The sequence below is a fragment of the Maribacter sp. 6B07 genome, from assembly GCF_002700155.1.
Lineage (GTDB): Bacteria > Bacteroidota > Bacteroidia > Flavobacteriales > Flavobacteriaceae > Maribacter > Maribacter dokdonensis.
This window is the reverse complement of the sequence record NZ_PDUT01000001.1, coordinates 956,045-982,566: the sequence shown is the minus strand read 5'-3', so window position 1 is coordinate 982,566 and position 26,522 is coordinate 956,045. Positions and strand designations below refer to the sequence as shown.

Below are 26,522 nucleotides of genomic sequence, written 5' to 3'. Positions count from 1 at the left end.
ATGAGACCAGATTTATTTGAAGCCCCAGACTACTATCACTTAGATGATTTATTATCTGAAGAGCATTTGTTGGTACGTGATGCCGCACGTCAATGGGTAAAAAGAGACGTATCCCCAATTATTGAAGAATATGCCCAAAAAGCTGAATTTCCTAAGCAGATAATAAATGGCTTGGCCGAAATTGGTGCTTTTGGACCTTATATTCCTGAGGAGTACGGCGGTGCAGGATTAGATCAAATTAGTTACGGACTTATTATGCAAGAAATTGAAAGGGGAGATAGTGGTGTTCGTTCTACGGCATCGGTACAGTCCTCTTTGGTAATGTATCCTATTTATACGTATGGAACCGAAGACCAACGTAAAAAATACCTACCTAAGTTGGCTACTGGCGAATGGATGGGCTCTTTTGGGTTGACCGAACCAAACCATGGTTCTAATCCTAGTGGTATGGAAACCAAGTATAAGGATATGGGCGATCATTATCTTTTGAACGGAGCCAAACTTTGGATTTCCAATGCTCCATTTTGTGATATTGCGGTAGTATGGGCAAAGAACGAGGAAGGACGTATTCATGGTTTGATCGTGGAGCGTGGAATGGAAGGTTTTACAACACCGGAAACCCATAACAAATGGTCATTGAGAGCTTCGGCTACCGGTGAATTGATATTTGATAATGTAAAGGTCCCTAAAGAAAACCTATTACCTAATAAATCTGGTCTAGGGGCGCCATTAGGATGTTTGGATTCTGCCAGATTTGGTATTTCTTGGGGTGCTATAGGTGCTGCTATGGATTGTTATGATACTGCATTAAGATATGCCAAAGAACGTATTCAATTTGGTAAACCTATTGCGGCAACTCAATTACAGCAGAAGAAATTGGCAGAAATGATTACGGAGATCACCAAAGCCCAGTTATTGGCCTTTAGACTAGGTCAATTAAAGAATCAAGGGAAGGCAACCTCTGCCCAAATATCTATGGCCAAGAGGAATAATGTAGAAATGGCCATTAAAATAGCACGAGAGGCGAGACAAGTTCTAGGTGGTATGGGTATTACCGGTGAATATAGTATAATGAGGCATATGATGAATTTGGAAAGTGTAATTACCTATGAGGGTACTCATGATATTCATTTACTGATTACAGGGGCGGATATTACTGGAATGCCTGCTTTTCAATAATTTAACGGTATGCTTTAATGGGCATAACATTTAACTGTTGAACACCATCTATCTTTGATTTGCGCGTGTAAGATGTGTGCATGTTTTTTTTAGATATAAGCTATGGCCGATGGAGACATCGGCTTTTTTAATGCTAATTTTTTCGCGATAAAAAATCGGCAAACCATTTACCAGAGGCTTTAATAGTCCTTTTTAAGGTTTTAAAATTAATATGTACCAAGCCAAACCTAGGGTAATACCCTTCTGCCCATTCAAAATTATCCGTAAAGGTCCACACGAAATATCCGTGGATATTCAACCCTTCTTTTTTGGCTTTAAGCACTTGGTTTAAATAACGCTGCAAATAATTTACCCTAGCGATATCATTTATAATTTCTCCGTCAATGGAATCTTTAAAAGCAGCACCGTTCTCGGTGATGATGATTTTTTTAATTTGCGGGTATGAACTGTATTTCTTGATCATGTTGTAAATACTAGGCGGATATACCTCCCAATCCATCAAAGTTGTAGGTACATTTCTCTTACTTGCCTTTACAATTTTAGCTCTTATGTACGGTACCAAAAGACTATATTTTACTTTTTCTCGAGTGTAATTTTGAATTCCGATAAAATCGAAATCAAACAGGCAATCTTCCATGTCAGTAGGTTGAATGTAAGGTTGTAGTTTTTTTAAAACCGGAGCTTCTTTGGTTGGATAACCTAAACCCAATGCTGGCTCAATAAATAACCGATTCAATAAGGCATCTACCAGAACAGCTGTTTTCTTGTCTCTGTTATTTTGTCTGTAGGGTGAAATTTGCGAACATGAAAACGTGGTGCCTATTTGGGCATTGGGTACTAGTTTACGAAGTAATCTGCCACCTTCCGCTTGGCACAAAACAGCATGGTGCACGGCGGGAAGAAAATTCTTCAATCTTTTTTTTCCAGGTGCATGTACGCCTAGAAAGTAACCGGCACCCGTAAATACCATGGGTTCGTTCAAAACCATCCAGTGTTTAACCCTATCTCCAAAAGAAGTTGCGCAAAGGCTGGTAAATTCTGAAAACCATTGTATAATGTTTCTATTCGTCCATCCGCCTTTATCCTCTAACACCTGTGGAAGATCCCAATGGTATAGGGTTACCCATGGGGTAATACCTTGTTCTAGACAAAAGTCAATGACATTATTATAAAATTGAATACCTGGTTCGTTTACAGAGCCAATACCATTAGGTAAAATTCTTGTCCAAGAAATAGAGAAACGATAGTTGTCAATATTCATGGACTTCATCAATAGGATATCTTCCTTGTATTTATGATAGAAATCGCAAGATACATTGGCATTGTCACCATTTAAAACCGTATTTGGTTTGGTGGTAAATGTATCCCAAATAGAGGGTCCCTTGCCATGGGTGCCGTACGCGCCCTCAATTTGGTATGCTGCGGTGGAAACTCCCCAAGTGAAATTTTTGCCAAATTCATGGGCATTTAAAAAGAATTCTTCTTGTTCTCTCAATAGAGTAGTGGCTTTTTAATGTGTTTTTAGAGATTTCTCTAATAGTTGGCTCACAATTTGGTCGGTAATATCTGGGTAGTCTACCGGCACAATGGTTTCGGTATCTAACCAATGTTGCAACTTGGGTAAGTGTTTTGTTTTAAGCGATTTTATTACCGGTACACCCATATCTGCCAAGGCAGCTGCATTACATTGCTGCTCATATTGCCCTTTCATAGGCACTACCATTAGCTTTTTTTGCATGTGTAGACTTTCTGCGGGTGTTTCAAAACCTGCACCGCATAGTATACCTCTACTACTTGCCATGCTTTTTACAAATGCCTCATTGGTTATTGGCTTTATATGAATGTTCTTTTTAAAATATTCATAGGTATTGTGCTTGGAGAATACTTCCCATTTTACCCTTTTCATCTTACTTAAAAACTTCAACAATTTCTCATCACTGTAAGATGGTAGATATACGGTATAATGCTCGCCTTTGGAAATTGATGCCGATCGTATATCGTTTCTGATTATAGGTGTATAGATATTAGGTTCATAAGGTTTGAAATGAAGTCCGAATTGATGGCTGGTGGGTGCATAATTATTAAGAATCCATTTACCCATTCTGTCCGTTTTTTTAGGCTTTGGAACTAATTTGGAGAGTACTGCCGCTTGGTGGCTAAAACTATAGCAAGGTATGTTTTTTAACTTGCACGCCCACGCCGTAACCGGTTCAAAATCATTAATGATGAGGTCGTAATCTTCAACCGGTATACTTTTTATCTCTTTCTGCAAACGCATAGAGTTTGCTTTGTAATAGGTTTTCCAAACATCTACACCTCCTTTTTTGCCGAAAATAAAGCTTAATCCTTTTAGCTGATACTTAATGGGATAGGGTAGTTTTATATCTGCTTGAATGCCACTCACTAAAAGATCTAATGAAACATTATGTTTTAATATTGCAGGTATTACATCTCTAGCCCTGCTCAAGTGTCCGTTGCCGGTACCTTGAATTGCGTATAGTATTCTCATTTACTCTGTTGCGTCATTCCACTTATTCTAAACTCTTCAAGCAAGCTTTGAAACAGTTCAGCTTTTTCCAATACATAGGTTTCTTCCTTACTATCCTCTTTATGGTCAATGGTTAGTTGATCTTCAAGATAAGAGTATAGTTTCCAGTGACCATTATGATACTCAAGTGCGGTTAAATTTTCTATCCAATCTCCAGAATTTAAATAGACGACTTCTCCTTTATCTGTTTTTATATTGCGAATTTCCGGTTGGTGAATGTGACCGCAAATAACATAGTCATAACCATTTTCTATGGCAATATCTGCGGCAATCTGTTCAAAGTCGTTTATGAACTTAACGGCAGACTTTACACCGTTCTTAATTTTCTTGGACATTGAAATTGGACCCTTGCCCATTTTTTTGCTGATGAAATTAATGGCTCTATTTAATAAAATTAAAAAGTCATATCCTTTTGCACCAAGTTTGGCTACCCATTTTGAATGCTGCATAGTAACATCGAACACGTCACCATGAAAAATCCAAGCTTTTTTATCTTCAAGCGGAATCACCATTTTATTGACAATATTTAATGAGCCCATACTGTTGCCCGAAAATTTCCGCAAAAGTTCATCGTGGTTACCTGTTATATAATGTACTGGAATTCCTTTGGCTACCCACTCCAATAAAAGTTTAATGACTTTCATATGAGACTTGGGCCAATAGCGTTTGCTAAATTGCCAAATATCTACAATATCGCCATTGAGGATTACATCTTTTGGCTTAATGGACTTTAAATATTTTAAAAGCTCTTTGGCGTGGCAGCCATATGTTCCTAAATGAACATCGGAAATGACCACAATATCAACCGGTCTTTTTTTCATAAGTGAATGAGGGATTCCTTTCTTGGGAATTTTAGAAAATTAGAAAGAGATAGAACCACCTCAAACTTGACATTAAATGCAAGAATGGCAATACATAAGGCGGCCAAATCAGTAGATTTCATATGCTGAAACTTATGACCGTAAAGTTTCAAAATTTATGATTATAGAAAGGTTACTGTTAACTTATTATTCGGTTACGAGATTGTTAAGTAATTGAATTTCAGAAATGTATTTATTAACTATTTCTTTACTAGTCTAACCTTTACAGACTTGCTTATTGGTGTTTTGCTTTTATCGGCAAAATGATTGTAGGGTATTAAAACATTGGTCTCCGGAAAATAAGAAGCCAGATTTCCAGAAGGAATATTATATGGAACGATCTTAAAATTATGGGCTGTTCTTACAATACTGTCATAAGTACTGGTAATATCAACAATGTCAAGTTTGTTTACACCAATGGCTTTCATATCGTCTATATTCATAAAAACCACTCTTCTTGCATTGTAAACACCTCTGTAACGGTCATCTAATCCGTAAATAGTGGTGTTGAACTGGTCGTGAGAACGTATGGTCATCAACATGTATTCATCTTTTTCCAAGGTGTGTTCAGGAAGTTTGTTAATGGTAAATTGTGCTTTACCGTTGGGTAACATGCTAAAATCCAATTCACGTACATTATTTGGTAAGTAATAGCCTGCGCCTTTTGAACGTTCTTCGGTATCATTGAACCCCTTTGCAACTTGGTCAATTCGCTTTCTGATCAATTCATAATCTTCACCTAAAGATTTCCAGTTCATAGGATGTTCTTCGCCGAACAAGGTATGCCCTAAATTGGCAATAATCTCTGGTTCGCTCATGATGGCCTCTGAAGCTGGTTTTAATATTCCCTTGGATCTTTTTACCCTGCCCATACTATTTTCAACCGTAAAATGACGAGGCTTGCCATTTTTCATATCCTTTTCAGACCTTCCAATAGTCGGTAATATCAAGGCAGTTTTACCGGTGATTAAATGTGTGCGGTTTAATTTGGTACTGATCTGTACCGTTAAATCGCAATTTTGAATTCCCTTTGCGGTATATTCTGTATCAGATGCCGCCATTAAAAAGTTACCGCCCAAGCACATAAATACTTTGGCATTACCTTCATACATCGCTTTTAAGGAGCCTACAACATCTACACCTTCATGCTCAGGTGGGGTAAACCCTAAATGTTCTTTAATACGTGCGTTCATGGCACTATCTACAAAATGCTGAATACCAACGCTGCGATCACCTTGAACATTACTGTGGCCGCGTACCGGACATGTACCTGCATTAGGTTTTCCAATAGCTCCTTTCAATAATAGAAGATTTATGAACTCTCTAATATTTTCTACGCCATTCTTATGTTGGGTAAGACCCATGGCCCAGCACACTATAATTTTAGATTTATTCGCCAATAGTGCAACCGTGTCGTTTATTTTTTCTTCGGATACGCCAGTTTGCGCCAATAGGTCTTCCGCATTGTAGTTTTTTAAATCAGAGATCAAAGACTCATAACCATCTGTATATTTTTCAATGAATTCATGGTCAAAAACTGCATTTCCTTTTTCTTCTAATGCAACTAATTTCTTTAAAATTAATTTTACCAGAGGTATATCTTGATTAATGTTGACCGCCAAATGAATATCTGCCATGTCCTCCCCACCGCCGATCCATCCGCCTAGATGTTGCGGATTTTTAAAATTCACTAATCCTGATTCTTCTAACGGATTTATACTAATGACCTTACCACCGTTCTGCTTGCATTTTTCTAATGCGGATAACATTCTAGGGTGATTGGTACCTGGGTTCTGCCCAGCTATCAATATGACCTCTGCTTCGTATAAATCCTCTAAAGTGGTTGATCCCTTGCCTATGCCCAAGGTTTCTCCCAAGGCAACGCCGCTGCTCTCATGGCACATGTTAGAACAATCCGGAAGGTTGTTGGTGCCTAATGCACGCGCAAACATACCGTATAAAAAGGCAGCTTCATTACTTGATCTTCCAGAGGTGTAAAAGATAGCCTCGTCCGGATTGTCCAACTTTTTTAATTCAGCTGCGATCAAATCAAATGCGGCCTGCCAAGAAATTGGTTCATAATGAACGTTGCCGGGTCTTAATACCATAGGTTCAATTAAGCGCCCAAATTTGTTGAGTTCATAATCGGTAAGTTGGGAAAGTTCTTCTACCGAATTATTTTTGAAAAAATCTGCACCAATATGTTGGGTAGTAGCTTCATCACCTAAGGCCTTGGCTCCATTTTCGCAGTACTCAGCTACTGGTGATGGGTGTTCGGGATCGGGCCAAGCACAACTTGGGCAATCAAAACCGTCTTTTTGGTTCATGCTCAGCAAGGTGCGCATTGATCGTAATACGCCCATTTCTTTGAATGTATGCTTTAGGGCTTCACGTACGCCTAAATAACCTGCAGCATGTGTTACAGGTGCTTTTACTTCAATATCCAGAAATTCTTCAGACCCTCTAAAAGAGACGTTACGTTCGTTTTTTGCATTCATGCAATAAACTTAAGAAATGTAATAGTAACGTTTATAATCATTTCTATTAAAACTGTATTCCAAATGATTAAAATAGGATATTTTAACTCAACTTAGGATTGGGGTAATTGTCAGATTGGTCTTCTATAGTATTGTCCAAACAGGTGAAATCTTTTTCCAATAGCAAGTACAGGTTGTTGCCAGCGGTAGTTTTCAAGGTATGGTCAAAAGTTATGATATCATTGGAAAACCAAGATCTGCCATTAGCCTCTGGCATAGAAAGGATAATACTACTGTTTTCAAAATTGATATGTAATTGCTCAATATCGCTCTTTAATACTACACCATAGTTAAATTTTGTAGTTCCAAAATTTGTACTGTCGTAAATTTCTCCACTTTCCGATAATGTTTTCACTTCAGATTGGGTTAATCTAAACCGTACAGAATCGCCTTTTATTCTAATTTTCATAGCTATAGATTCAGTTCACAACAAAAATAGCCCATCTGACAACAAAATATAGGGGGTTGACATCAATTTGTTTCTAATAATTAACCTTACCTATATATTTACAATGTAATTAAAAACGAATAAAATTTTTTCATTTTCATATAGTGTTCTCGTAAAAGAGTCCGGTCTGATAAGATCGGACTCTTTTTAGTTAAAGTCGATTTAGAGCATAAAAAAACCCACTAAATTAAAATCTAATGGGTTCTGGTATATGTTGAAAAGGGTTATTTCCAAATAGGTGCAGGGTACTTTCCTGAATCGGATTTTTCCTTTAAACTGTTCATTGCTTTTTCCTTGTCACTGGCATATGTTACACCAAACCAATCTCCACCAGAAGGTATACATTTAACCTCAATTTCGTTGGCCTGTAACATTTCTTGTATCATTAAAGGAATGTATAGTTCGCTGTTAGCGATACGGTCATCATCTTTTAAGAAAATTCTAAATTCAGATTCGATTTTATCAAAGATAGATGGTCTACAAACCCAAAAGTTCATACTGGCCTGTTCATCACCTGTAAATTCTAAATTAGTATCCTCATCAATAATCTTATCTCCCTGTTGTACCAGTTTTAATCGCTCTTGTACAGATACAAGGTTATCGCCATTTACTTCGCAAACACCTCTAGATACAGAACCATGCTCAGATAAAGTATCTTTAAGGGTATAACCTAAAAGTGCATAGGCACTATCATCCGATTTCATGAAATCCGCAGCTTTTTTATAGGCAGACTGACCATAAAAATCATCTGCATTAATCACTACAAACGGTCCGTTGATCACATTTCTTGCCGTCCAAACTGCATGAGCGGTACCCCAAGGTTTTTTACGTTCACCTGTAAAAGTAACTCCGTCAGGTAAATCTGTAAGTTCTTGAGCAAGAACGTTCAATTGAATATTGCTAGGAATTCTTTTTGAAAGATGTTCCTCCAAAAAAGAAACATTTTCTTTTTTGGTAATAACTACTATTTGTTCAAAGTTATTCTGAATAGCATCATATATAGCAAACTCCATTAAGAATTCACCATTAGGACCTAAATCATCAAATTGTTTTAGTTTTCCATATCTACTACCACTACCGGCAGCCATTAAAAGTAATGTCATGATTTTTGTGTTTAAATGCCAAAAATATGAAATGCTAATAGAAATTGTGGCTAATTTTAGATGTATCCCTTTTAAAATTGATGATTAGTTAATATGAGTCAGTATCTTTTTTTAAATTCAGTGTTCTTAATTACCACCAACAATGACAACGAGAAGAAAATTTATTAGAAACACATCAATAGCAAGTATGGGTATTGTTACAGTACCTGGTTTTGCACATAAAAAATTTAGTGTAACGGATAAACTAAATGTAGGTTTAATAGGAGTAGGTTTAAGGGGAACTAATCATTTACAGAACTTATTACTTAGAAAAGACGTTAACGTTACCGCAATTTGTGATATAGACGAAAATAGGATAGCAATTGCCAAAAAGCATATTGCAGATGCAAATGGTAAGAGTCCTAAAGTATTTGGGTCTAATGAGCATGATTATAAAAACCTATTAGCTCTGCAAGAGGTTGATGCCGTAATCATAGCTACACCTTGGTTATGGCATACCCGAATGACGGTAGATGCCATGGAAGCGGGAAAGTACGCAGGTGTTGAAGTTTCTGCGTCTAATACCTTAGAAGAATGTTGGGATCTTGTGAATACGCATGAGCGTACCGGTACCCATATGATGATCCTTGAGAACGTAAATTATAGGCGAGATGTATTGGCCGTTCTGAATATGGTAAAGCAAAATGTATTTGGCGAAATGGTTCATTATAGATGCGGATATCAGCATGATTTACGTCATGTAAAGTTCAATGATGGCAAAACGGCTTATGGTAAAGGTGTTGAATTTGGTGAAAAGGGTATTTCTGAATCTAAATGGCGTACGGAACATTCTGTAAAGAGAAATGCCGATGTATACCCAACACATGGTTTAGGGCCGGTTGCTATAATGGCAGATGTCAATAGGGGCAATAGATTTGTATCTATGACTTCACATGCAACAAAAGGTATTGGCTTGCACAATTATATTGTTGGCCAGGGGGGAACAGAACACCCAAATGCAAAAATTAAATTTAAGCAGGGTGATGTCATTACCTCAACCATTAATACCGCAAACGGTGAAACTATTATTATTACCCATGACTGTAATTTACCAAGACCGTATTCTTTAGGTTTTCGCGTACAAGGTGCAAACGGACTCTGGGAGGTTGACGGAAGTCGTATTTATGTGGAAGGAAAGTCTGAACCACATCAATGGGATGATGCAAAACCTTGGTTAGAACAATATGATCATCCACTTTGGAAAAAGTATGGAGCGTATGCCTTAAATGCAGGTCATGGCGGTATGGATTTCTTTGTACTTAACTCATTTGTTGAATCTGCAAAACAAAACATAGCGCCACCTTTAGACACTTACGATGCAGCTGCTTGGAGTGCTGTTACACCATTATCAGAGGCTTCTATTGCCAATAATGGCGAACCCCAAGATTTTCCTGATTTTACTAGGGGACTTTGGATCAAAAGAAAGCCTTATGAATGGATGAAAGAAACGTACTAAAGTTTAGCTGGCCTTAGCTTCATTCATTGTTTTCTCGGTCTTATGTTTGAAATCGTTTTTTGCGATGGTCAGCTTAGATTTTGGTTTAACTGATTTTGGCATCTTCTTACGCTCTCTGTCGAGCATAAAACTGGTAGATTTAAAAATATCGGGGGCAAATGTAATCCCTAAAATTATTGCGCCTAGACCAAGAAGTGTAAGCGGGTTAATGAAGTATTCGCTAAATGAGAATATGCCAATTATTAATAGTGTTGAAAAGGGTAGGGAACAAGCCAAAATGTTCAACCCAAAATTGACATCGAATGTAGGTTTTGGCTGTTCGTCTTTTTCTTCCATAGATTGTATGGCACTCATGTGGGCAAAAGGCCAAAAGCTACAGGCACTTTGCGGAAAGACTACTAGAAGTAGAATCATAGCAGGCGTTAATGCAGGTATTGTATAGGCAAAAACACCGCTTATTAAAAATGCCAGGCCCATTCTGCGTAACAGCATAGAAAGTATCAATTTAAACTCTCCTTTATTAATTCTTACCGCCATACCTATGAACAAGAGCACTAACGGAGTCATTAAATCTTTAATGCTCAATGCGGTATTTTGAAAAAAGGTTGGTAGTGATGAAAGATCAAGTCCTAAACCTAGCATGATCAAACCTATGACTATGACCAAGTTAATAGGTTCATTGATCAATGAAATAAATAGTCCTTTAAGCTTACTTGTAGAAGATTCCTGTTTATTGATTACGGAGTTCTTACGATACCAATGCATGGCTAGCATGTATAGTAAGATAAGTACAAATATCTTGTTTCCAATATCTGCAAGTGCTGCTAAGGCTAAGGTGTCGTCACCTAAGTAAGCTACAATGAATGGAAAGCATGATAGCCCAGGTGCTGTTGAGGGTAACAACATCATCAATGTTCGCTTTTTGCTCTGTTCTTCTTTGTGTAATGATGCAGCTAAGAAGTATTTTGTTGCTGCCAACATTATAAGATTGAAAATTAATGCAACTAGGGGAAACACCAATAAGGTTCCCTTAAGTTCTATTTTTAATAGTGCAACAAAAATAGTTGCAGGTAGTGCAACGCTTAAAATCAGAACTTTTATCCCTTTTAAATCTTGCTTTGCCACTTTCTTTTGAAGTAGTAGTCCAAGTCCTATAATCAGTATTAATTCTAGGGTTTTTTGTAGTGCAAAATTCATGCTGTTGAAAATTTCATTGGGATTTGATGTTGTAAAGTAAATTAGAAATAGCCCAAAGGAGTTGAACTTTGGCTTTGTGTCAAGGCAATGCTTTATATGCCCAACTCCCGGACTAATTCAAACTTAAACGAGCACTTTTTCAAGTGCAGTTGTAAACAACTTCATTTCATCCATAGTGCCCATACTTACTCGGCACCAATTTTTACCATAGATTTCAAAAGCTCTTACACCAACACCTTCGGCGGTCATCTTCTCTAAGAAGGGTTTACCGTCCATTTGTATGGGGAAAATAATAAAGCTGGTAGAAGAAGGCACATATTCAAACCCCAATCTGTCAAGATTTTCATATACATAGTCTCTACATTCTTTATTTAGTTTTCTGGATTTATCTTTAAAGGCAACATCATCCATACTTGCCATAGCAGCGTAAACAGATGGTAAGGAGATTCCCATGCCGCCACGTGTAATTTTTTGAATAATTCCTAGCGTTTCTGGTTGTGCTACAATATAACCAACACGCAAACCTGCCATACCTTGTATTTTTGAAAATGTACGGGCTATGATTACGTCTTTACCTTCATTGATCAATGATACCATACTTTTTTTGGTGGCGTCATCCAAGAATCCTAAATAGGCTTCATCAACAAAAATGGGGGTCTTTTCAGAAACACGAGAGCAAAAATCAATAAGTTCATCATGGTCTGTCATACTACCAGTTGGGTTATTAGGGTTACATATATATACCAACTTGGTGTTATCATCTACAGCTGCTTCCATTGCAGCCAAATCATGTGACCAATCTTTTTTAAGTGGAACTGGTTTCCAAGTGGCACCCGTTGCTTCTGCAACTTTAATAAGTGACATATACGCCGGGTCCGCAGAAACGATATTTCCTCCATTTTGAAAGAATACCATGGCGGTTTTTTCCAAAAGATCAGATGAGCCAGGCCCCATCATTATATTCTCTTGCTTAACACCTTCTTCAATTGCAATCTTATCCATTAACTGATATAGTTCTTTCCATGCATAACGATTTCCTTTTGGTGCGTACTCCTGCATGGCAGAAACAGCCATTGGTGATGGTCCATAAGGGTTTTCATTTGCATTTAGCTTAGCCGCTAAGGCTAAAGGTTGCATTGGTGCTTGTGGTAAATACTCCTTAAAAAAAGGAGTGTAGGGAATATTACCGTTGGCATCTAACGCAATAGGTTGTGACGGAAAAGCCCCGTAGGTCAAATAAGGTGCTGCCATAACTCCTGCAGCTGAAAGAACTCCTTTTTTAAGCCAATCTCTTCTGTTTACTGTTGTTTTCATCTTTGTTCAAGTTTGAAATGTTGGTAATGGGTTGTTTGTTCCTTATAAATAAAGTAACCAAACATCGATTTTATTTATCGATATAAACATGTTCGCTACTATGGTAAATGTTCATGTTTAGTGCTAAACAATATTATTGAATGTTCAAGGATTATGGAAATAGCCTATGCTTACAACGGCTTGTAAATACAGGTCGTTTAGCTTGTTTTATTGAATAATAGTTAGATTTTGTTTAAAATTATACCGATAATGTAAGAAGTGATTTGTTCGCTGTTGAAAATGTGCGGATATGGCATAATTATTCTAAAACCCTCTTTTTATGCATTTGTCAATTTGATTAGAGAATTATAAAGAAAACCTCATTTTTAAGCCTTTTTATTGTCATATAATTACTAAAATTTAACTAATTATAAATTAAATTTGTTAAAATGGATTAAAACCTTGTAATAATTCAATGAATATTTCAAATGATTATGAAAAATGAGGAATAAACTTGATCACGTAGATTTCAGTATTTTAAATATTTTGGCAGAAAATGCCCAGACCCCGTATACAGATGTTGCCAAAAAATTAATTGTTTCTCCAGGTACGGTGCACATGCGAATGCGTAAAATGAGAGAAATGGGTCTTATTACCGGGGCAACTTTAAGTCTTGATTATGCAAAAATGGGGTGGAAGATGACCATATTTTTGGGAATCTTTTTAAGTGAGATCAGTTTATTTAAAAAGGTAATGGAAAGATTGAACGAAATTGAAGAGGTGGTCAAAATACACCACGTAACCGGAAAGTATGACGTCTTCATAAAAATGCATGCAAGGGATAGCTTTCATTATAAGCAGGTATATCAAGACGAAATTCTGAGTATTTCTGGAATACGTGGTATAGAATCTTTTATTTCAATTGAAGAAAACTTGGAACGCCATATCCAATTTGTTGAAACGGAAGAAAATTAACTAGATCAATTTCATTTTTGTTGGATCCCAATTTACCGGTTGTTTTCTAGTATAACTTTCATTTGCCAACAAAGCTGCTCCTGCTGCCCTTAGTCCAAATTTTGGGTCTTGTATTACTTTTCCATTTTCTCTTATGCTGGTAAAAAAATTATAAAAATGGTCATAATGCGCTCCTTTATAATCACGTGGTGCTTGCCAAGTTGTTGATCCCGTAGCCAATTTACTTGTTCTAGTATTTAATATTTTAGCGGCATATTCCTTTCTTATTTCCGCTTGCATGCCTTCAGTAAATGAAATCATTGAATAACCACTGGGTTCTAAGCCTAGGTTAGAACGTTTAACGGTTACCGAATTTTGACCAATTTCCATTTCTCCTTCAGTGCCAATTAATTTAAAACCGCCACCGCCTCCACTGCCCGCAATAAAGTTGATGCGAAATGCCGCATTAAAAGGCGAATGTGTTTCGGTTTTAGGGTAGTCATATAATGTAATGGAAACATCTGGAACATCCCTGCCGTCTTTCCAATAACGTAGCCCGCCTGTAGCCATGGCTCTGTTAGGACCATCTGAGCTAATTACATAATTTAAGGTAGAGAAGGCATGAACAAATAAATCACCGGCTACTCCGGTACCATAATCTTGATAATTTCTCCATCTAAAAAAGCGGTTATTATCAAAAGGTACCTTTGGTGCGTTTCCTAAAAAAGTGTCAAAATCTACGGTATTGTTATTGGCATCCGTTGGTATGGGATATTGCCAAGCACCTTCGGCTGAATATCTATCATTGTACATATCTAGCATTACAATATCACCAATGGCACCATCTTCATATAGTTCTTTTGCCTTTTCATTACCAAGGGAAGCCATGCCTTGGCTACCTATTTGACAGATTTTACCTGAATCTTTTTGCGCTTTTATAATTTCTTGGCCTTGGTTGAAATTTTGAACCATTGGTTTTTCACAATACACATGTTTTCCAGCTTTCAATGCTGCTACTGTAATGGTTTGGTGCCAATGGTCTGGTGTAGCAATCAACACGACATCAATATCTTTTCTACTTAATATTTCTCGATAATCTCTTGTTACAAAAATATCATTGCCCCATAATTCTTTGGCGCGATCAAGCCTGCCCGTATATAGGTCACAAGCAGCTACAATTTTTACACCATCTACCATTAAGGCGGCTTGTGTATCATATATGCCTTGAATTCCTGAACCAATTAGTGCAATATTTATATGGTCGTTACTACCATACTGATCAAACGAATATTCTCTATGTAGTAGTTGTACTTTATTTGTTGATGCCGATAATAAATAGGGGGCGGTGCCAAGTGCAGCAGTGGTTAAAGATGCTTGTCTTAAAAATGATCTTCTGGAATTCTTTTGATCCATGTTGTTTTGTGTTGATATTAGTTGTTGTTAGTTATTAAAAATACCAAATAAATGATGTTGCTAGGTTATCATGATTGGATAATTTGAGATTATATGATTTTAAGCGCTAACAATTTTTCAACTTAAGTAGTTTATCTATATAAATTGGTAATTGACAACATTTATGATATAAATGGCAAACAATTTTTCAAGAACAACGTAATTTTGCATTCGCTTAAAAAGAACGTTTTGTTGAAAGATATACTTATAGCAGCACTTTGGAGTATCTCCCCATTAGGAGAGGCTAAAGTTGGTATACCCTATGGTCTACTTCATGGAGTAAATATTTACGTGGTATTGGCAGTTTGTTTTTTAGCGAATGTTCTGGTATTTCCTATCATGATGTTTTTTTTAAATACCGTTAATCGATATTTATTAAGATGGCATTTCTATAAAAAGAATGCGTTGTTTGTGGCAAGACGGGCAAAAACGGGATCTGGTGATAAAATTAAAAAGTATGGTTTTTACGGACTTATATTCTTTGTAATGCTACCAGTGCCGGGTACAGGTGTTTATGCAGGTAGCATTGCTAGTTACTTATTTAAAATTGAAAGAAAAAAAGCTTTTTTAGCGAATACCATAGGCATCTTTTTATCTTCGGTTATCGTTTGGGCAACTACCCTGTTGACCATGAAGGGTATGGCGTAACATTTACTTGGTTATGTTTTTTATTCATTTATTTTGTGGATAACTATACTCGTTAATTATTCCATTACCCTAACAGGTATTTTAAATTTGTACCTTTTTTAAGTTATGGATACCCTTAAAATTGGAGATAAATTATATAATGTAGAGCAGAATGGTTTCAACGATTTTGCCAGATATTCTTTTTCTGAAGTTGTACGATTAACAGAAACATTAGCCGTTCTAAAAAACGGAGTCCGATTAATAAATAGACCTAAACAGTCTTATATTATGGAAGATGTTGGGTATTCCGTTTCTCGTAACAAGGGTACTCATTGGCACATTGTGTCTTTAAAAGCCATTAGAAATGCCCAGATAGAAAATGAAAAGATCAAGGTGCATGACTGGTTTGAGAACAAACAATTTACCTTGAAAGAGAAGCAATATATTTATAAGCTTTTTAAGGGTGATGAAGATCAATAATAGGTGTATAGATCTTAGTTTTTACAAGAATTGTACAGACCGTTATTTTTATTTAAAAAGCTTTATTACCTTTACGGCGTTGTGTTGTGTCTCAAAGAATATTTGAGGCAATTGTGTTTATCGGATTCAACCGATAGAACCCAATGAAAGGCTTTCCATTAAGGGAGGCTTTTTTTGTTTTTACCCTAAATTTTATGAATAACATAGTGTACTAAAGACGCAGCAAGTTTTGCAGTTTGGTCGTCTATATCGTAATTGGGGTTTAGCTCTACAACATCCAATCCCAATAATTTGCCAGATTCAATAATCAACTTTAAGCTTTCTAGCACAATGTCTGGAGAAAAACCCATAGGTGATGCCGCGCTTACACCTGGGGCGTAGGCAGAAGAGAATCCATCAAGATCAATGGTAGTATAAATATAATCTACATCCTCCATGAACTGAATAAGCCTTAGTTGAACATGTTCTAAATAATTAATGTTAAAATGCTCTTGAAGTAGATAGTTGACATTGCGCGATTCTGCAAAATCAAAAAGGACTCTGGTATTCGCATCTTTTCGAATACCTAAGGCCATATATTTTATAGATTCGTTCTTAGCTTCCTGTTCTATCGCAATTTGATAGAATGGAGTGCCAGAATTGTTACCGTCAATGTTGGCTCTCAAATCAAAATGTGCATCAAAATTGATAATACCTAATTTCTTATCTGGCTTTAGATAATTTTTTAGTCCGTTGTAATGACCATAGGCAAGATCATGGCTGCCACCAAGTACTATTGGTTTAGCACCTTTGTCAAGTAAAGAAGTGATAGTATTGGATAAATCTTCTTGTAAAGCCTCAAGGTCATCTTCTTCACATTCTAAATTTCCAAAATCTAATAACTGTGAGTTTTCTTTTAAATGATTGGTCATTTTACCCAACTGTTTCCGAATAGCGTTGGGGCCAAATGCAGCACCAATTCTTCCTAAATTACGTATAACACCTTCATCACTACTATAGCCTAGTATGGCAATGGTTGTGTGCTCTGGTATATTGATAGGATCTTTTATACTTGAGAATCTAATTTTCTCATGTAAATAGAGTTCTTCACCAGATACTCGACCAAACCAATTTTCTTTATTTGCTTTAGTATAATGTGACATATATTGTTAGAATAATTTATCAATAAGTTGGTCTTCTACTAAGGTAGGGAATGTTACTTTAAATAATTTCGTTCTTTCCATTTCTCGTTGTAATGCAAACATTGCTTCTTTGTTTCTTGCCCAGCTTCGTCTTGCAATACCATTGTTGACATCATAAAACAACATGTTTTTCAATTTGCGCTCTGCATCTGTAGAGCCATCTAGTACCATACCGAATCCGCCGTTGGTGACTTCGCCCCATCCTACGCCACCACCGTTGTGTATAGATACCCAGGTTGCACCTCTAAAGCTATCGCCAATGACATTGTGTATGGCCATATCTGCTGTGAATTTACTGCCATCGTAAATATTACTAGTTTCTCGGTATGGAGAATCGGTGCCGCTTACATCATGATGGTCGCGTCCTAAAATTACCGGAGCACTTAACTTTTTGTCCTCAATTGCCTTGTTGAAAGCCAATGCAATTTTTGCCCTTCCTTCTGCATCTGCATATAATATTCTAGCTTTAGAACCCACTACCAATTTGTTTTGTTCTGCTTCAGAAATCCATTTAATATTATCTTCTAATTGTTGTTGTATTTCTGATGGAGCGTCTTTTTTAATCTCTTTTAGCACTTGTAAGGCAATGGCATCTGTTTTTCTTAAGTCTTCCAATGTACCAGAGGAGCAAACCCATCTGAATGGTCCAAAACCATAATCAAAACACATGGGTCCTAATATATCCTGTACGTATGACGGATACTTAAAATCTATATTGTTCTCTGCCATTACTTCTGCACCTGCTCTTGAGGCTTCGAGTAAAAAGGCATTTCCATAATCAAAAAAGTATGTGCCTTTTTTGGTGTGTAGGTTTATAGCGTTGGCATGTCTACGTAGCGATTCTTGAACTTTCGTTTTAAATGCCTCCGGTTGCTTATTCATCATTTCGTTAGACGCTTCAAAAGTTAACCCAACTGGGTAGTACCCTCCTGCCCATGGGTTATGTAAAGAGGTTTGGTCAGATCCTAGGTGAATGAATAATTCTTCTGCAAAAAAACGTTCCCATACGTCTACAACATTGCCAATAAAAGCCAATGATACTATTTCTTGTTTATTCTTGGCTTCTTTGGTTCTTTTTACTAAATCATCAAGGTTGTCTATTAATTCGTCTACCCAGCCTTGTTCGTGTCTTTTCTTTGCTGCAAGTGCATTCACTTCTGCACAAATGGTGATGCATCCGGCAATGTTGCCGGCTTTTGGTTGTGCGCCGCTCATTCCGCCTAAACCTGCAGTTAAGAATATTTTTCCGTTGGCATTTTCATCCGCCTTCAGTACTTTTCTAAATGCATTCATTACGGTAATTGCGGTGCCGTGCACTATACCTTGCGGACCAATATACATATATGAACCCGCGGTCATTTGACCATATTGGGTTACACCAAGCGCATTGTATTTTTCCCAATCGTCTTGTTTAGAGTAATTGGGAATCATCATTCCGTTGGTAACGACAACTCTTGGGGCATCTGCTGATGAAGGAAACAAACCCATAGGATGACCAGAATAGATATGCAAGGTTTGCTCCTTGGTCATTTCAGATAAGTACTGCATGGTCAAAAGGTATTGTGCCCAATTCTGAAAAACGGCACCATTGCCACCGTAGGTAATGAGTTCTTGTGGATGCTGGGCTACCGCTGGATCTAAATTATTCTGGATCATTAACATGATTGCAGCAGCATGACTAGTCCGTGCCGGATATGCTGAAATTGCTCTTGCATGCATATCATAATCTGGCTGAAAACGATACATGTATATTCTACCATATTTTTGTAATTCCTCTGCAAATTCAGGTGCGAGAACGGCATGCCAGTCTGCCGGAAAATAGCGTAGCGCATTTCTGATCGCCAATTTTTTCTCTTCTTTTGAGAGTATTTGCTTTCGGTTAGGTGCATGGCTTACCGTTGAAGAACGCTCCTTTCTTGGAGGTAATTCTGTAGGTATTCCCATTTGTATCTGCGCTTTGAAATCCATTTTTTAAATTTTATACTATAGAATTAATGCTTTTTAGGAGTACCCCCTTTGGGGGCTAGGGGGCTTTGTGCCTATCAAAAACCAATACCCCATTTTTCCATATCATACAGGGCTTTAAATTTCCTTGGTTATAAAGAATATCTTGATAATTATCCGAATGAAAAACGGCCAGGTCAGCTAAATGCCCCACTTCCAATTTACCGCGGTCTTCTAATTTTAAAGCGGCTGCGGCTCTAAAAGTGATTCCTGCTAAGACTTCGGCATTGGTCAATTTTTCAAAAGTTCCCAATATACTGGCTTGGGTCAATAAATCGCCCATAGGGGCAGAACCTGGGTTGTGGTCACTGGCTATGGCAAGTGCTGCACCGGCATCTAATAATTTTCTTGCGGGCGTAAAATTGCACCCAAGTCCTATTGAAGCACCTGGTAAGGCTACGGCTATGGTATCACTGTTTGCCAAAAGATCAATTTCGTTGTCCGTACTTGCTTCAAGATGATCCGCGCTAATGGCATTGTAATCCACCGCTACCTTGCTTCCACTTGTTGAAAATTGGTCTGCATGTACGGTAATGTCAAAATTCAGGTCCTTCGCTTTCAAGAAATATGCTTTTATATCTTCCGAAGAAAAAGCGCTCTGTTCTATAAAAGAGTCAATTCTATTTGTTAGATTTTCTTTTTTAAGAACTGGGAATAACTCTTCGCTGATCATTTTTAAGTACACTGTTTCGGATCCCTCAAAATCTTTGGGTAACATATGTGCGGCAAGACATGTAGATATTAATTCGGGCAAAGCCACTTTATCGGCTTCTTTAATAGCGCGGAGCATTTTCAGTTCCTCATCAACTGTTAATCCGTAGCCACTTTTAACTTCTAGCGTTGTGGTACCGTTTTTTAAATGACGATTGGCTCTTTTTATGGTGTTTTTGGTCAATTCTTCCATACTCGCTTTTCTGGTTTGGGTAACGGTATCCCAAATACCACCACCTGCATTTGCGATTTCTAAGTATGATTTTCCGGCATTTCGCATGGCATAATCTTTAGCGCGTGATCCGCCAAAGCAAATGTGGGTATGAGCATCTATAAAACCGGGTAAGCAAACATGATTTCCTTTTAGTTGATGAATAGCTATTTCTGGGAATTTCAATTTTAAATCTTCAAAATTGCCTATTGCCAAAATCTGTTCATTTTCTATTACCATACCGCCATCATCAATGACGTTTAGTTCATTGTCTAAAATGGCGCCTTTTAGTTTTAGCCCCGTCATGGGAATAATCTGTTTAAACGGACCTATGAGTGTTCTCTGTGTCATGCAACTAGTAATTTTCGAACTCTTCTGAGTGTTTTGTTTTTAAAGATATGTTATGTTCTGCTTGTACACGGTCTATAACGTTTAGTATTGTCCGATCCTTGATCATTGCAATACCCTTTTCAATATCATCTGCAAATACACGGTCTTTACTGGCAAAGGCAACACGCTCACGAACGGCATTATGAACCTCTTCTAAATAAATACCCGATTTCAATGGTTTTCTAAATTCAAAAGCTTGGGCGGCTGTCAACAACTCAATAGCCAATATTTTTTCAACATTGCCAATTACCTGCAATGCTTTTCTACCGCCAATGGAGCCCATACTAACATGGTCTTCTTGACCAAGTGAAGTAGGAATACTATCCGCGCTGGACGGAAAACATAGTCCTTTGTTTTCACTTGCCAAAGCCGCAGTGGTGTATTGTAAGATCATATATCCGGAATTGATACCTGTATCGTTCATGAGCAATTTGGGCACACCTGGACTATTACCTTCCAGTGAAAGATAAATTCGACGGTCTGAAATATTACCGATTTCCGATGCGGCCAAACATGCATAATCCAATGCCATTGCTAGAGGCTGACCATGAAAATTACCACCGCTTATGGTCAGTTCTTCATTGATGATAACAGGGTTGTCCGTAACCGAATTTAATTCTACTTCCAATAATTCTTTAAGATGTAACCATGCTGTTCTTGAGGCACCGTGAACTTGTGGTATACAGCGAATGGAGTAGGGGTCTTGTACTTTTTCGCAATCTACATGGGCTTCCATAATTTCTGAACCCTTCAGTAATTTTTTAACCCTTTTTGCAACATGAACATTTCCTTTAAATGGGCGTAGCGCATGTAGTTCATTGTAAAATGGTTTTACAGACCCTTGTAAACCTTCTATCATCATAGCGCCAATAACATCTGCTTGAGCTAAAATAGCATGTAATTGTACTACCACTTTTACGGCATGTGCCGCTATAAATTGAGTACCGTTTATAAGTGCCAACCCTTCTTTTGGTCCTAAGGCAATAGGTGCTAACCCTGTTTTTTTGAATAGTGATGCTGTTGAAATTATTTCACCTTGGTATTGCACTTTACCTAAACCGATTAATGGTAAAAATAAATGGGATAACGGAGCTAGATCCCCAGAAGCACCAACAGATCCTTGGGAGGGGACCACAGGTGTGGCATTGTTTTCAATGTGCCAGATTATACGGTTTAAGGTTTCAATGGCTATGCCCGAATATCCCTTGGCCAGTGACTGGGCTTTAAGGATCAGCATTAGTTTAGCGATGTCATTGTCTACGGGTTCACCAACACCAACGCTATGACTTTGAAGTATGTTGGTCTGTAGAATATTGGTTTCGGACTTTGATATTTTGGTCGTACAGAGCGGACCAAAGCCAGTATTTATACCATAAACTGGGTGACCTTTATCTACAATGTTTTGAACTATTTTCCAGCTATCGGTAATTTTTTGTTCTGTAGTTCTGGAAAGTGTTACCGCGTATTCATTGTTTACGATCTGCATGGCTTTGCCCGCCGTAAGCCAATCTTCTCCTAATTTAAAGGTCTGTTTACCCATAGCTTTTGCTTTTCAAGAATTTTATTAAAATTAATATCTATTTTTAATACTTGGTAATATCAATTTTATCATCAATTCATAACTATGAGTAATCAAATAGAATTGCGGCACCTAACGTATTTCTTAGCGGTAGCCCAAGAATTACACTTTAGAAAGGCCGCGGAAAAATTATTTATTTCCCAACCCGGTCTCAGCAGGCAAATAAAGCAAATGGAAGAAATTCTTGAGACCCAATTGTTTGAAAGAAACAAGAAAAAAGTGGGTTTAACACCTGCGGGGCACTATTTAAAAAAAGAGGTTGAATACATATTCAGTCACATGGAAAAAGTAGAGCGTCAGTTGAAATTGGTAGGAGATGGTGATAGTGGCGAGTTACGGATAGGTTTTTTGGGATCTGCTATGCAACAGGTAATTCCAAAAATGCTTTTACGGATAAAAGATAAATATCCTAAAGTAAAAACATCTTTAGAAGAGCTTTCTAATTTTGCCCAGGTAGATGCGGTTTTAAAGGATAAGTTAGATATGGGTTTTGTCCGTGTGAGTAGGGTGCCCAACACTTTGGAAATGAAAACGGTATTTACCGATACTTTTTCTCTGGTATTGCCAGAAAGATATCCTATGTTGACCAGGGAGTTTGATGGTATGAATCGATTTGCGAATGAAGATTTTATATTATTTAGTCAGGCTTATAGTCCGCTGTATTATGATACTATTATCAGTATATGTAAAGATGCGGGATTTGCTCCAAAAATTTCTCATAAATCGGTTCACGCGCATACCATATTTAAATTGGTAGAGAATCATATGGGCATAGCTATTGTGCCCACATCTTTACAAAATGGCTTTCAAATGCGGGTAAAGTTTATTGAGTTGAAGGAGATACCCCAAAGAGCTAATTTGTCCGTCATTTGGAAAAAGGAACATACCAATCCTGTTCTTAAGAATTGTATGGAGTTGCTATTAGAAGGATAAGTTTTAATACTAATCTAACATAGAATGAGGTTTTCAAATCTTAATTTTACTTTGATTAATAAAAGAGATTAGAAAATAGAATAGAGAAAATAGAGCGTGCTGCGCTTGGCGAACAAACAAATAACGAACATTATGATATTAGATATAATAAAGAAGAGACGATCGGTATTTCCGGTACAATATAATGGTACGCCCATTAAGAAAGCAGATATAGAGAAGGTGTTAGAAGCTGCAAACTGGGCGCCAAACCATAAATGTACAGAGCCTTGGCGATTTAAAGTCATTCAGGGTGATGCCAAGGGCAGACTTGGTGCGTTTTTGGCAAAAAAGTATGAGGAGTTAGACCCAAAGCCAAAGACATCCAAGATTAAAAAATTACAGGAGAACCCAAAAAAGGCAGCTGTTATTATTGCTATTTGCATGCAAAGAGATCTTAAAGAATCATTACCTGAATGGGAAGAAGTAGCAGCCGTTTCTATGGCCGTGCAGAACATGTGGTTGCAGTGCACGGAAATGGGCATTGGGTCCTATTGGTCTTCACCAGGGCTTATAAAACACATGGGCGAGTTTTTAAACCTGGCCAATGGTGAAAAATGCTTAGGTTTCTTCTACATGGGCAATTTTGATGGAGAATTAAATAAGGGTAAACGCGGGTCTATTAAAGCAAAAACCGAATGGATTACCGAGTAATTCCTTTCTTTAGTTGAAGAAAGGAAACAACGCATTACTATGCTCCCATGCTTTTGAAATGAAGAGTCCCAAATAAACTATGGCGACCATGAATTTCAAAAATGTCCCCGTTAAAAAACCTAGAAAAGAACCAAAAGCCGCTTTCGTAGCGGTTTTTTTATCCGCCTTATTTAATAACTCTCCTACCAAGGCACCTACAAAGGGCCAGATAATTATTCCAAAAGGTCCTAGAACTGGGAAAAATAAGGCAACCAATAAACCTATGGTAGTACCAATAACTCCGGCTTTTGTGCCACCAAATTTTTTGGTGCCCATGGCTGGTATTACATAATCTAACCCAAAAACGATCAATGCAATCGCCAAGGTAATGCCCAAGAAGGTCCAGTTCATGGCTATAGCGCTAGTAGAGTAGAGTAAAAGTAGACCTACCCAACTAATTGGAGGTCCTGGTAGTACAGGTAAAAAACTGCCAAAAATGCCTACGAGCATTAAAACAAACCCAAGAACTAATAAAAAAATATCCATTGCATATAATTAGTGTTGCCTATAAGACTAATATAGGGTGCATTTGTTACATGTGTGGTAATCATAATAAAATTTTTCAACTATAAAATTAGTTTAAACTAAATATTTAGTTATATTTGACCATAGAACTAAAAGATTAGTTGAATGAAACAATTGACGAAAGCAGAGGAGGAAGTAATGATCGTATTGTGGGACTTGCAGAAATGTAACGTAGCATCGATCATTGAAAAATTACCGGAACCAAAACCCGCTTACAATACCGTTTCTACCATTGTAAGAATACTGGAGAGTAAGGGTTTTGTTGATCATGAACAACTGGGTAAAGGCTATTTGTATTTTCCTTTGGTTAAGAAATCGGACTATAGTAATCAGTCCATCAACAAATTGGTAGACGGCTATTTTCAAGGTTCTTTTAAAAGTATGGTGTCATTTTTTATGAAGAAGAATGATATGAGCCTGTCAGAATTAGAATCGGTACTAAATGAAATTAAAAAGGAAAAACCATGATACAATACATTTTAGAGAGCATTGCCTTTCAGCTTCTTTTCTTGGTTTTTTATGATTTTTACTTGAAAAAGGAAACCTTTTTTCAATGGAACAGATTATATCTGTTAGGAACGTTTGTATTGTCTTTGGTTCTGCCTTGGGTAAAAATAGAAGCTTTTATGCAACAAGTGCCACAAACCTTTGCTTCATATCCTGAGTATTTATGGAAATTGCAAAATGAAGCTGTTGTAGCGCAGGTTCAAGAATCATCGGGCTGGAATATTACTTGGCAAGAAGGTATTCTTTATGGCGGAATGTTAGTGGCATTGTTGTTATTCGGATTGAAGATTAGACAATTATACCTTTTAAGAAGGAGCGGAGAGAAGGTTACTTATCCATCATTTACTCAAATTATTATAACAAATAGCAACATAGCTTTTTCATTCTTTACATCGATTTTTATTGGAGACAAGGTGTTGAAAATGAAACACGATACCATAATTGCCCATGAATTGGTACACATAAAACAAGGACATACATATGATTTATTGTTCTTTGAGTTTATGAGAGTGGTAGGCTGGTTTAATCCGCTAGTGTACGTGTATCAAAATCGTATTTCAGAATTACATGAATTTATTGCCGATGCTCAAGTATCAAAAGAGCACCAATCAGAACATTATGAGCAGTTATTGGCTCAGGTTTTTCAAACCGAACATATATCATTCATCAATCAATTTTTTACTAAATCATTAATCAAAAAACGAATCGTCATGTTACAAAAATCAAAATCAAAGAAAGTATGGCAGTTGAAGTATTTGCTGCTAGTACCAATGGTGTTAGGAATGCTTCTATATACTAGTTGCGAAATGGAACCTAAATTAGATGATAAGGATACTATTGATAGTACTAGCTTAAAATCTAGTCAAAATTTTGCTTTTGCCGAAGTTGAAGAAGTTCCAATCTTCCCTGGCTGTGAAGATGCAGACGATAGGCGCGCTTGCTTTAATGAGAAAATTCAAAAACACATCAGTAAGAATTTTAACTATCCTCAAGCTGCACAAGATGCCAATATTGAAGGTAGGGTAAATACGATGTTTATGATTTCTTCAGAAGGTACTATAGAGAACATTAAAATGCGAGGTCCTGATAAGCTATTGGAAGATGAGGTAGAGCGTATTATTAAAAGACTACCACAGATGACTCCTGGAAAGCACCTTGGTAAAGCAGTTAATGTACCATTTTCAATTCCCGTAGTTTTTAAATTGGATTACCTAAGTTCTTCTGAGTTTTCATTTTCAGAAGTTGATGAAGTTCCAATCTTTCCGGGTTGTGAAGATGTAGACGATAAGCGCGCTTGCTTTAATGAGAAAATTCAAAAACACATCAGTAAGAATTTTAACTATCCCAAAGCAGCTATAGATGCTAATATTGAGGGTAGGGTAAGTTCTATGTTTATGATTTCTTCAGAGGGAACTATAGAGAACATAAAAATGCGCGGTCCTGATAAATTATTAGAAGATGAGGTAGAACGTATCATAAAAAGGTTGCCACAAATGACTCCGGGAAAGCAATCAGGGAAAGCAGTTAATGTACCTTTTTCAATTCCTGTACAGTTTAAGTTGCAATAAAAAACTAATTA

At 37.2% G+C, this 26,522-nt stretch carries 23 protein-coding genes; 9 read left to right on the top strand and 14 right to left on the bottom strand.

Annotation, left to right across the window (positions count from 1 at the left end; all coding sequences use genetic code 11):
• Window positions 1-1,179, top strand: coding sequence for an acyl-CoA dehydrogenase family protein (locus tag CSC80_RS04175; RefSeq protein WP_058104047.1), 1,179 nt, complete (start codon window positions 1-3; stop codon window positions 1,177-1,179).
• A 133-nt stretch (window positions 1,180-1,312) separates the two neighbouring features.
• Here CSC80_RS04175 and CSC80_RS04170 read toward each other — a convergent pair whose 3' ends face one another.
• The 6 genes from CSC80_RS04170 to CSC80_RS04145 all read right to left on the bottom strand — a co-directional run bounded on the left by CSC80_RS04170 (window position 1,313) and on the right by CSC80_RS04145 (window position 8,675).
• Window positions 1,313-2,674, bottom strand: a complete 1,362-nt coding sequence (locus CSC80_RS04170; RefSeq protein WP_099189970.1) for a GH1 family beta-glucosidase — start codon at window positions 2,672-2,674, stop codon at window positions 1,313-1,315.
• Between the two features lie 15 nt (window positions 2,675-2,689).
• Complete coding sequence (locus CSC80_RS04165; RefSeq protein WP_099189968.1) at window positions 2,690-3,688, bottom strand: glycosyltransferase family protein; 999 nt, start codon at window positions 3,686-3,688, stop codon at window positions 2,690-2,692.
• Entirely contained in the window at window positions 3,685-4,548 is an 864-nt protein-coding gene (locus tag CSC80_RS04160) for a UDP-2,3-diacylglucosamine diphosphatase (protein WP_099189966.1), read from the bottom strand. Before CSC80_RS04160 ends, CSC80_RS04165 begins: the two co-directional genes overlap by 4 nt.
• A gap of 239 nt (window positions 4,549-4,787) precedes the next feature.
• Window positions 4,788-7,085, bottom strand: coding sequence for an FdhF/YdeP family oxidoreductase (locus CSC80_RS04155; RefSeq protein ID WP_099189964.1), 2,298 nt, complete (start codon window positions 7,083-7,085; stop codon window positions 4,788-4,790).
• Between the two features lie 82 nt (window positions 7,086-7,167).
• On the bottom strand, window positions 7,168-7,533 hold the full coding sequence (locus tag CSC80_RS04150) for a hypothetical protein (protein WP_074671776.1): 366 nt from the start codon (window positions 7,531-7,533) through the stop codon (window positions 7,168-7,170).
• Window positions 7,534-7,796: 263 nt separating this feature from the next.
• A complete protein-coding gene (locus tag CSC80_RS04145) occupies window positions 7,797-8,675 on the bottom strand; it encodes a sugar phosphate nucleotidyltransferase (protein WP_236973320.1) in 879 nt (292 codons plus the stop codon).
• A gap of 142 nt (window positions 8,676-8,817) precedes the next feature.
• Between CSC80_RS04145 and CSC80_RS04140 the strand changes: the two genes are divergently transcribed.
• A complete protein-coding gene (locus CSC80_RS04140; RefSeq protein WP_099189962.1) occupies window positions 8,818-10,170 on the top strand; it encodes a Gfo/Idh/MocA family oxidoreductase in 1,353 nt (450 codons plus the stop codon).
• Window positions 10,171-10,173: 3 nt separating this feature from the next.
• Here CSC80_RS04140 and CSC80_RS04135 read toward each other — a convergent pair whose 3' ends face one another.
• Window positions 10,174-11,367, bottom strand: a complete 1,194-nt coding sequence (locus tag CSC80_RS04135) for an AEC family transporter (protein ID WP_180268578.1) — start codon at window positions 11,365-11,367, stop codon at window positions 10,174-10,176.
• 123 nt (window positions 11,368-11,490) lie between these two features.
• A complete protein-coding gene (locus CSC80_RS04130; RefSeq protein WP_099189960.1) occupies window positions 11,491-12,681 on the bottom strand; it encodes a histidinol-phosphate transaminase in 1,191 nt (396 codons plus the stop codon).
• A 480-nt stretch (window positions 12,682-13,161) separates the two neighbouring features.
• On the opposite strand from CSC80_RS04130, the gene CSC80_RS04125 reads away from it, so the two are divergent.
• On the top strand, window positions 13,162-13,635 hold the full coding sequence (locus CSC80_RS04125; RefSeq protein WP_058104038.1) for an Lrp/AsnC ligand binding domain-containing protein: 474 nt from the start codon (window positions 13,162-13,164) through the stop codon (window positions 13,633-13,635).
• Here CSC80_RS04125 and CSC80_RS04120 read toward each other — a convergent pair whose 3' ends face one another.
• Entirely contained in the window at window positions 13,636-15,027 is a 1,392-nt protein-coding gene (locus CSC80_RS04120) for a Gfo/Idh/MocA family oxidoreductase (protein WP_099189958.1), read from the bottom strand.
• 228 nt (window positions 15,028-15,255) lie between these two features.
• Between CSC80_RS04120 and CSC80_RS04115 the strand changes: the two genes are divergently transcribed.
• Together CSC80_RS04115 and CSC80_RS04110 are read left to right on the top strand one after the other, a co-directional pair.
• The gene (locus CSC80_RS04115) at window positions 15,256-15,714 is read left to right on the top strand and encodes a small multi-drug export protein (RefSeq protein ID WP_058104328.1); all 459 of its coding nucleotides are present in this window, start codon (window positions 15,256-15,258) and stop codon (window positions 15,712-15,714) included.
• A gap of 105 nt (window positions 15,715-15,819) precedes the next feature.
• Window positions 15,820-16,173: a hypothetical protein gene (locus CSC80_RS04110; protein ID WP_058104036.1), complete on the top strand. Its 354-nt coding sequence runs from the start codon at window positions 15,820-15,822 to the stop codon at window positions 16,171-16,173.
• Window positions 16,174-16,358: 185 nt separating this feature from the next.
• Here CSC80_RS04110 and hutG read toward each other — a convergent pair whose 3' ends face one another.
• From hutG to hutH, 4 genes are read right to left on the bottom strand one after another with little or no spacing between them, the layout of a single operon-like run.
• Window positions 16,359-17,315: a formimidoylglutamase gene (hutG, locus tag CSC80_RS04105; RefSeq protein ID WP_099189956.1), complete on the bottom strand. Its 957-nt coding sequence runs from the start codon at window positions 17,313-17,315 to the stop codon at window positions 16,359-16,361.
• Window positions 17,316-17,321: 6 nt separating this feature from the next.
• The gene (locus CSC80_RS04100; protein WP_099189954.1) at window positions 17,322-19,322 is read right to left on the bottom strand and encodes a urocanate hydratase; all 2,001 of its coding nucleotides are present in this window, start codon (window positions 19,320-19,322) and stop codon (window positions 17,322-17,324) included.
• Window positions 19,323-19,377: 55 nt separating this feature from the next.
• A complete protein-coding gene (gene hutI, locus CSC80_RS04095) occupies window positions 19,378-20,631 on the bottom strand; it encodes an imidazolonepropionase (protein WP_099189952.1) in 1,254 nt (417 codons plus the stop codon).
• A 4-nt stretch (window positions 20,632-20,635) separates the two neighbouring features.
• Window positions 20,636-22,210, bottom strand: coding sequence for a histidine ammonia-lyase (hutH, locus tag CSC80_RS04090; protein WP_099189950.1), 1,575 nt, complete (start codon window positions 22,208-22,210; stop codon window positions 20,636-20,638).
• An 84-nt stretch (window positions 22,211-22,294) separates the two neighbouring features.
• Here hutH and CSC80_RS04085 point away from each other — a divergent pair, with 84 nt between their 5' ends.
• Together CSC80_RS04085 and CSC80_RS04080 are read left to right on the top strand one after the other, a co-directional pair.
• Complete coding sequence (locus tag CSC80_RS04085) at window positions 22,295-23,182, top strand: LysR family transcriptional regulator (protein WP_058104031.1); 888 nt, start codon at window positions 22,295-22,297, stop codon at window positions 23,180-23,182.
• A 132-nt stretch (window positions 23,183-23,314) separates the two neighbouring features.
• Complete coding sequence (locus tag CSC80_RS04080) at window positions 23,315-23,872, top strand: nitroreductase (protein ID WP_099189948.1); 558 nt, start codon at window positions 23,315-23,317, stop codon at window positions 23,870-23,872.
• A gap of 9 nt (window positions 23,873-23,881) precedes the next feature.
• Here CSC80_RS04080 and CSC80_RS04075 read toward each other — a convergent pair whose 3' ends face one another.
• Entirely contained in the window at window positions 23,882-24,397 is a 516-nt protein-coding gene (locus CSC80_RS04075) for a DUF456 domain-containing protein (RefSeq protein ID WP_099189947.1), read from the bottom strand.
• 144 nt (window positions 24,398-24,541) lie between these two features.
• On the opposite strand from CSC80_RS04075, the gene CSC80_RS04070 reads away from it, so the two are divergent.
• A complete protein-coding gene (locus tag CSC80_RS04070) occupies window positions 24,542-24,904 on the top strand; it encodes a BlaI/MecI/CopY family transcriptional regulator (protein WP_058104028.1) in 363 nt (120 codons plus the stop codon).
• Window positions 24,901-26,511, top strand: coding sequence for a M56 family metallopeptidase (locus CSC80_RS04065; RefSeq protein ID WP_099189945.1), 1,611 nt, complete (start codon window positions 24,901-24,903; stop codon window positions 26,509-26,511). Before CSC80_RS04070 ends, CSC80_RS04065 begins: the two co-directional genes overlap by 4 nt.
• The last annotated feature ends 11 nt before the right edge of the window (window positions 26,512-26,522 follow it).

Coding starts and splice junctions, on each gene's coding strand:
- CSC80_RS04175 (WP_058104047.1), top strand. CDS start 1: ATGAGACCAGATTTATTTGAAGCCCCAGACTACTATCACTTAGATGAT.
- CSC80_RS04165 (WP_099189968.1), bottom strand. CDS start 3,688: ATGAGAATACTATACGCAATTCAAGGTACCGGCAACGGACACTTGAGC.
- CSC80_RS04160 (WP_099189966.1), bottom strand. CDS start 4,548: ATGAAAAAAAGACCGGTTGATATTGTGGTCATTTCCGATGTTCATTTA.
- CSC80_RS04155 (WP_099189964.1), bottom strand. CDS start 7,085: ATGAATGCAAAAAACGAACGTAACGTCTCTTTTAGAGGGTCTGAAGAA.
- CSC80_RS04150 (WP_074671776.1), bottom strand. CDS start 7,533: ATGAAAATTAGAATAAAAGGCGATTCTGTACGGTTTAGATTAACCCAA.
- CSC80_RS04145 (WP_236973320.1), bottom strand. CDS start 8,675: ATGACATTACTTTTAATGGCTGCCGGTAGTGGTAGTAGATATGGAAAA.
- CSC80_RS04140 (WP_099189962.1), top strand. CDS start 8,818: ATGACAACGAGAAGAAAATTTATTAGAAACACATCAATAGCAAGTATG.
- CSC80_RS04135 (WP_180268578.1), bottom strand. CDS start 11,367: ATGAATTTTGCACTACAAAAAACCCTAGAATTAATACTGATTATAGGA.
- CSC80_RS04130 (WP_099189960.1), bottom strand. CDS start 12,681: ATGAAAACAACAGTAAACAGAAGAGATTGGCTTAAAAAAGGAGTTCTT.
- CSC80_RS04125 (WP_058104038.1), top strand. CDS start 13,162: ATGAGGAATAAACTTGATCACGTAGATTTCAGTATTTTAAATATTTTG.
- CSC80_RS04120 (WP_099189958.1), bottom strand. CDS start 15,027: ATGGATCAAAAGAATTCCAGAAGATCATTTTTAAGACAAGCATCTTTA.
- CSC80_RS04110 (WP_058104036.1), top strand. CDS start 15,820: ATGGATACCCTTAAAATTGGAGATAAATTATATAATGTAGAGCAGAAT.
- hutG (WP_099189956.1), bottom strand. CDS start 17,315: ATGTCACATTATACTAAAGCAAATAAAGAAAATTGGTTTGGTCGAGTA.
- CSC80_RS04100 (WP_099189954.1), bottom strand. CDS start 19,322: ATGGATTTCAAAGCGCAGATACAAATGGGAATACCTACAGAATTACCT.
- hutI (WP_099189952.1), bottom strand. CDS start 20,631: ATGACACAGAGAACACTCATAGGTCCGTTTAAACAGATTATTCCCATG.
- hutH (WP_099189950.1), bottom strand. CDS start 22,210: ATGGGTAAACAGACCTTTAAATTAGGAGAAGATTGGCTTACGGCGGGC.
- CSC80_RS04085 (WP_058104031.1), top strand. CDS start 22,295: ATGAGTAATCAAATAGAATTGCGGCACCTAACGTATTTCTTAGCGGTA.
- CSC80_RS04080 (WP_099189948.1), top strand. CDS start 23,315: ATGATATTAGATATAATAAAGAAGAGACGATCGGTATTTCCGGTACAA.
- CSC80_RS04075 (WP_099189947.1), bottom strand. CDS start 24,397: ATGGATATTTTTTTATTAGTTCTTGGGTTTGTTTTAATGCTCGTAGGC.
- CSC80_RS04070 (WP_058104028.1), top strand. CDS start 24,542: ATGAAACAATTGACGAAAGCAGAGGAGGAAGTAATGATCGTATTGTGG.
- CSC80_RS04065 (WP_099189945.1), top strand. CDS start 24,901: ATGATACAATACATTTTAGAGAGCATTGCCTTTCAGCTTCTTTTCTTG.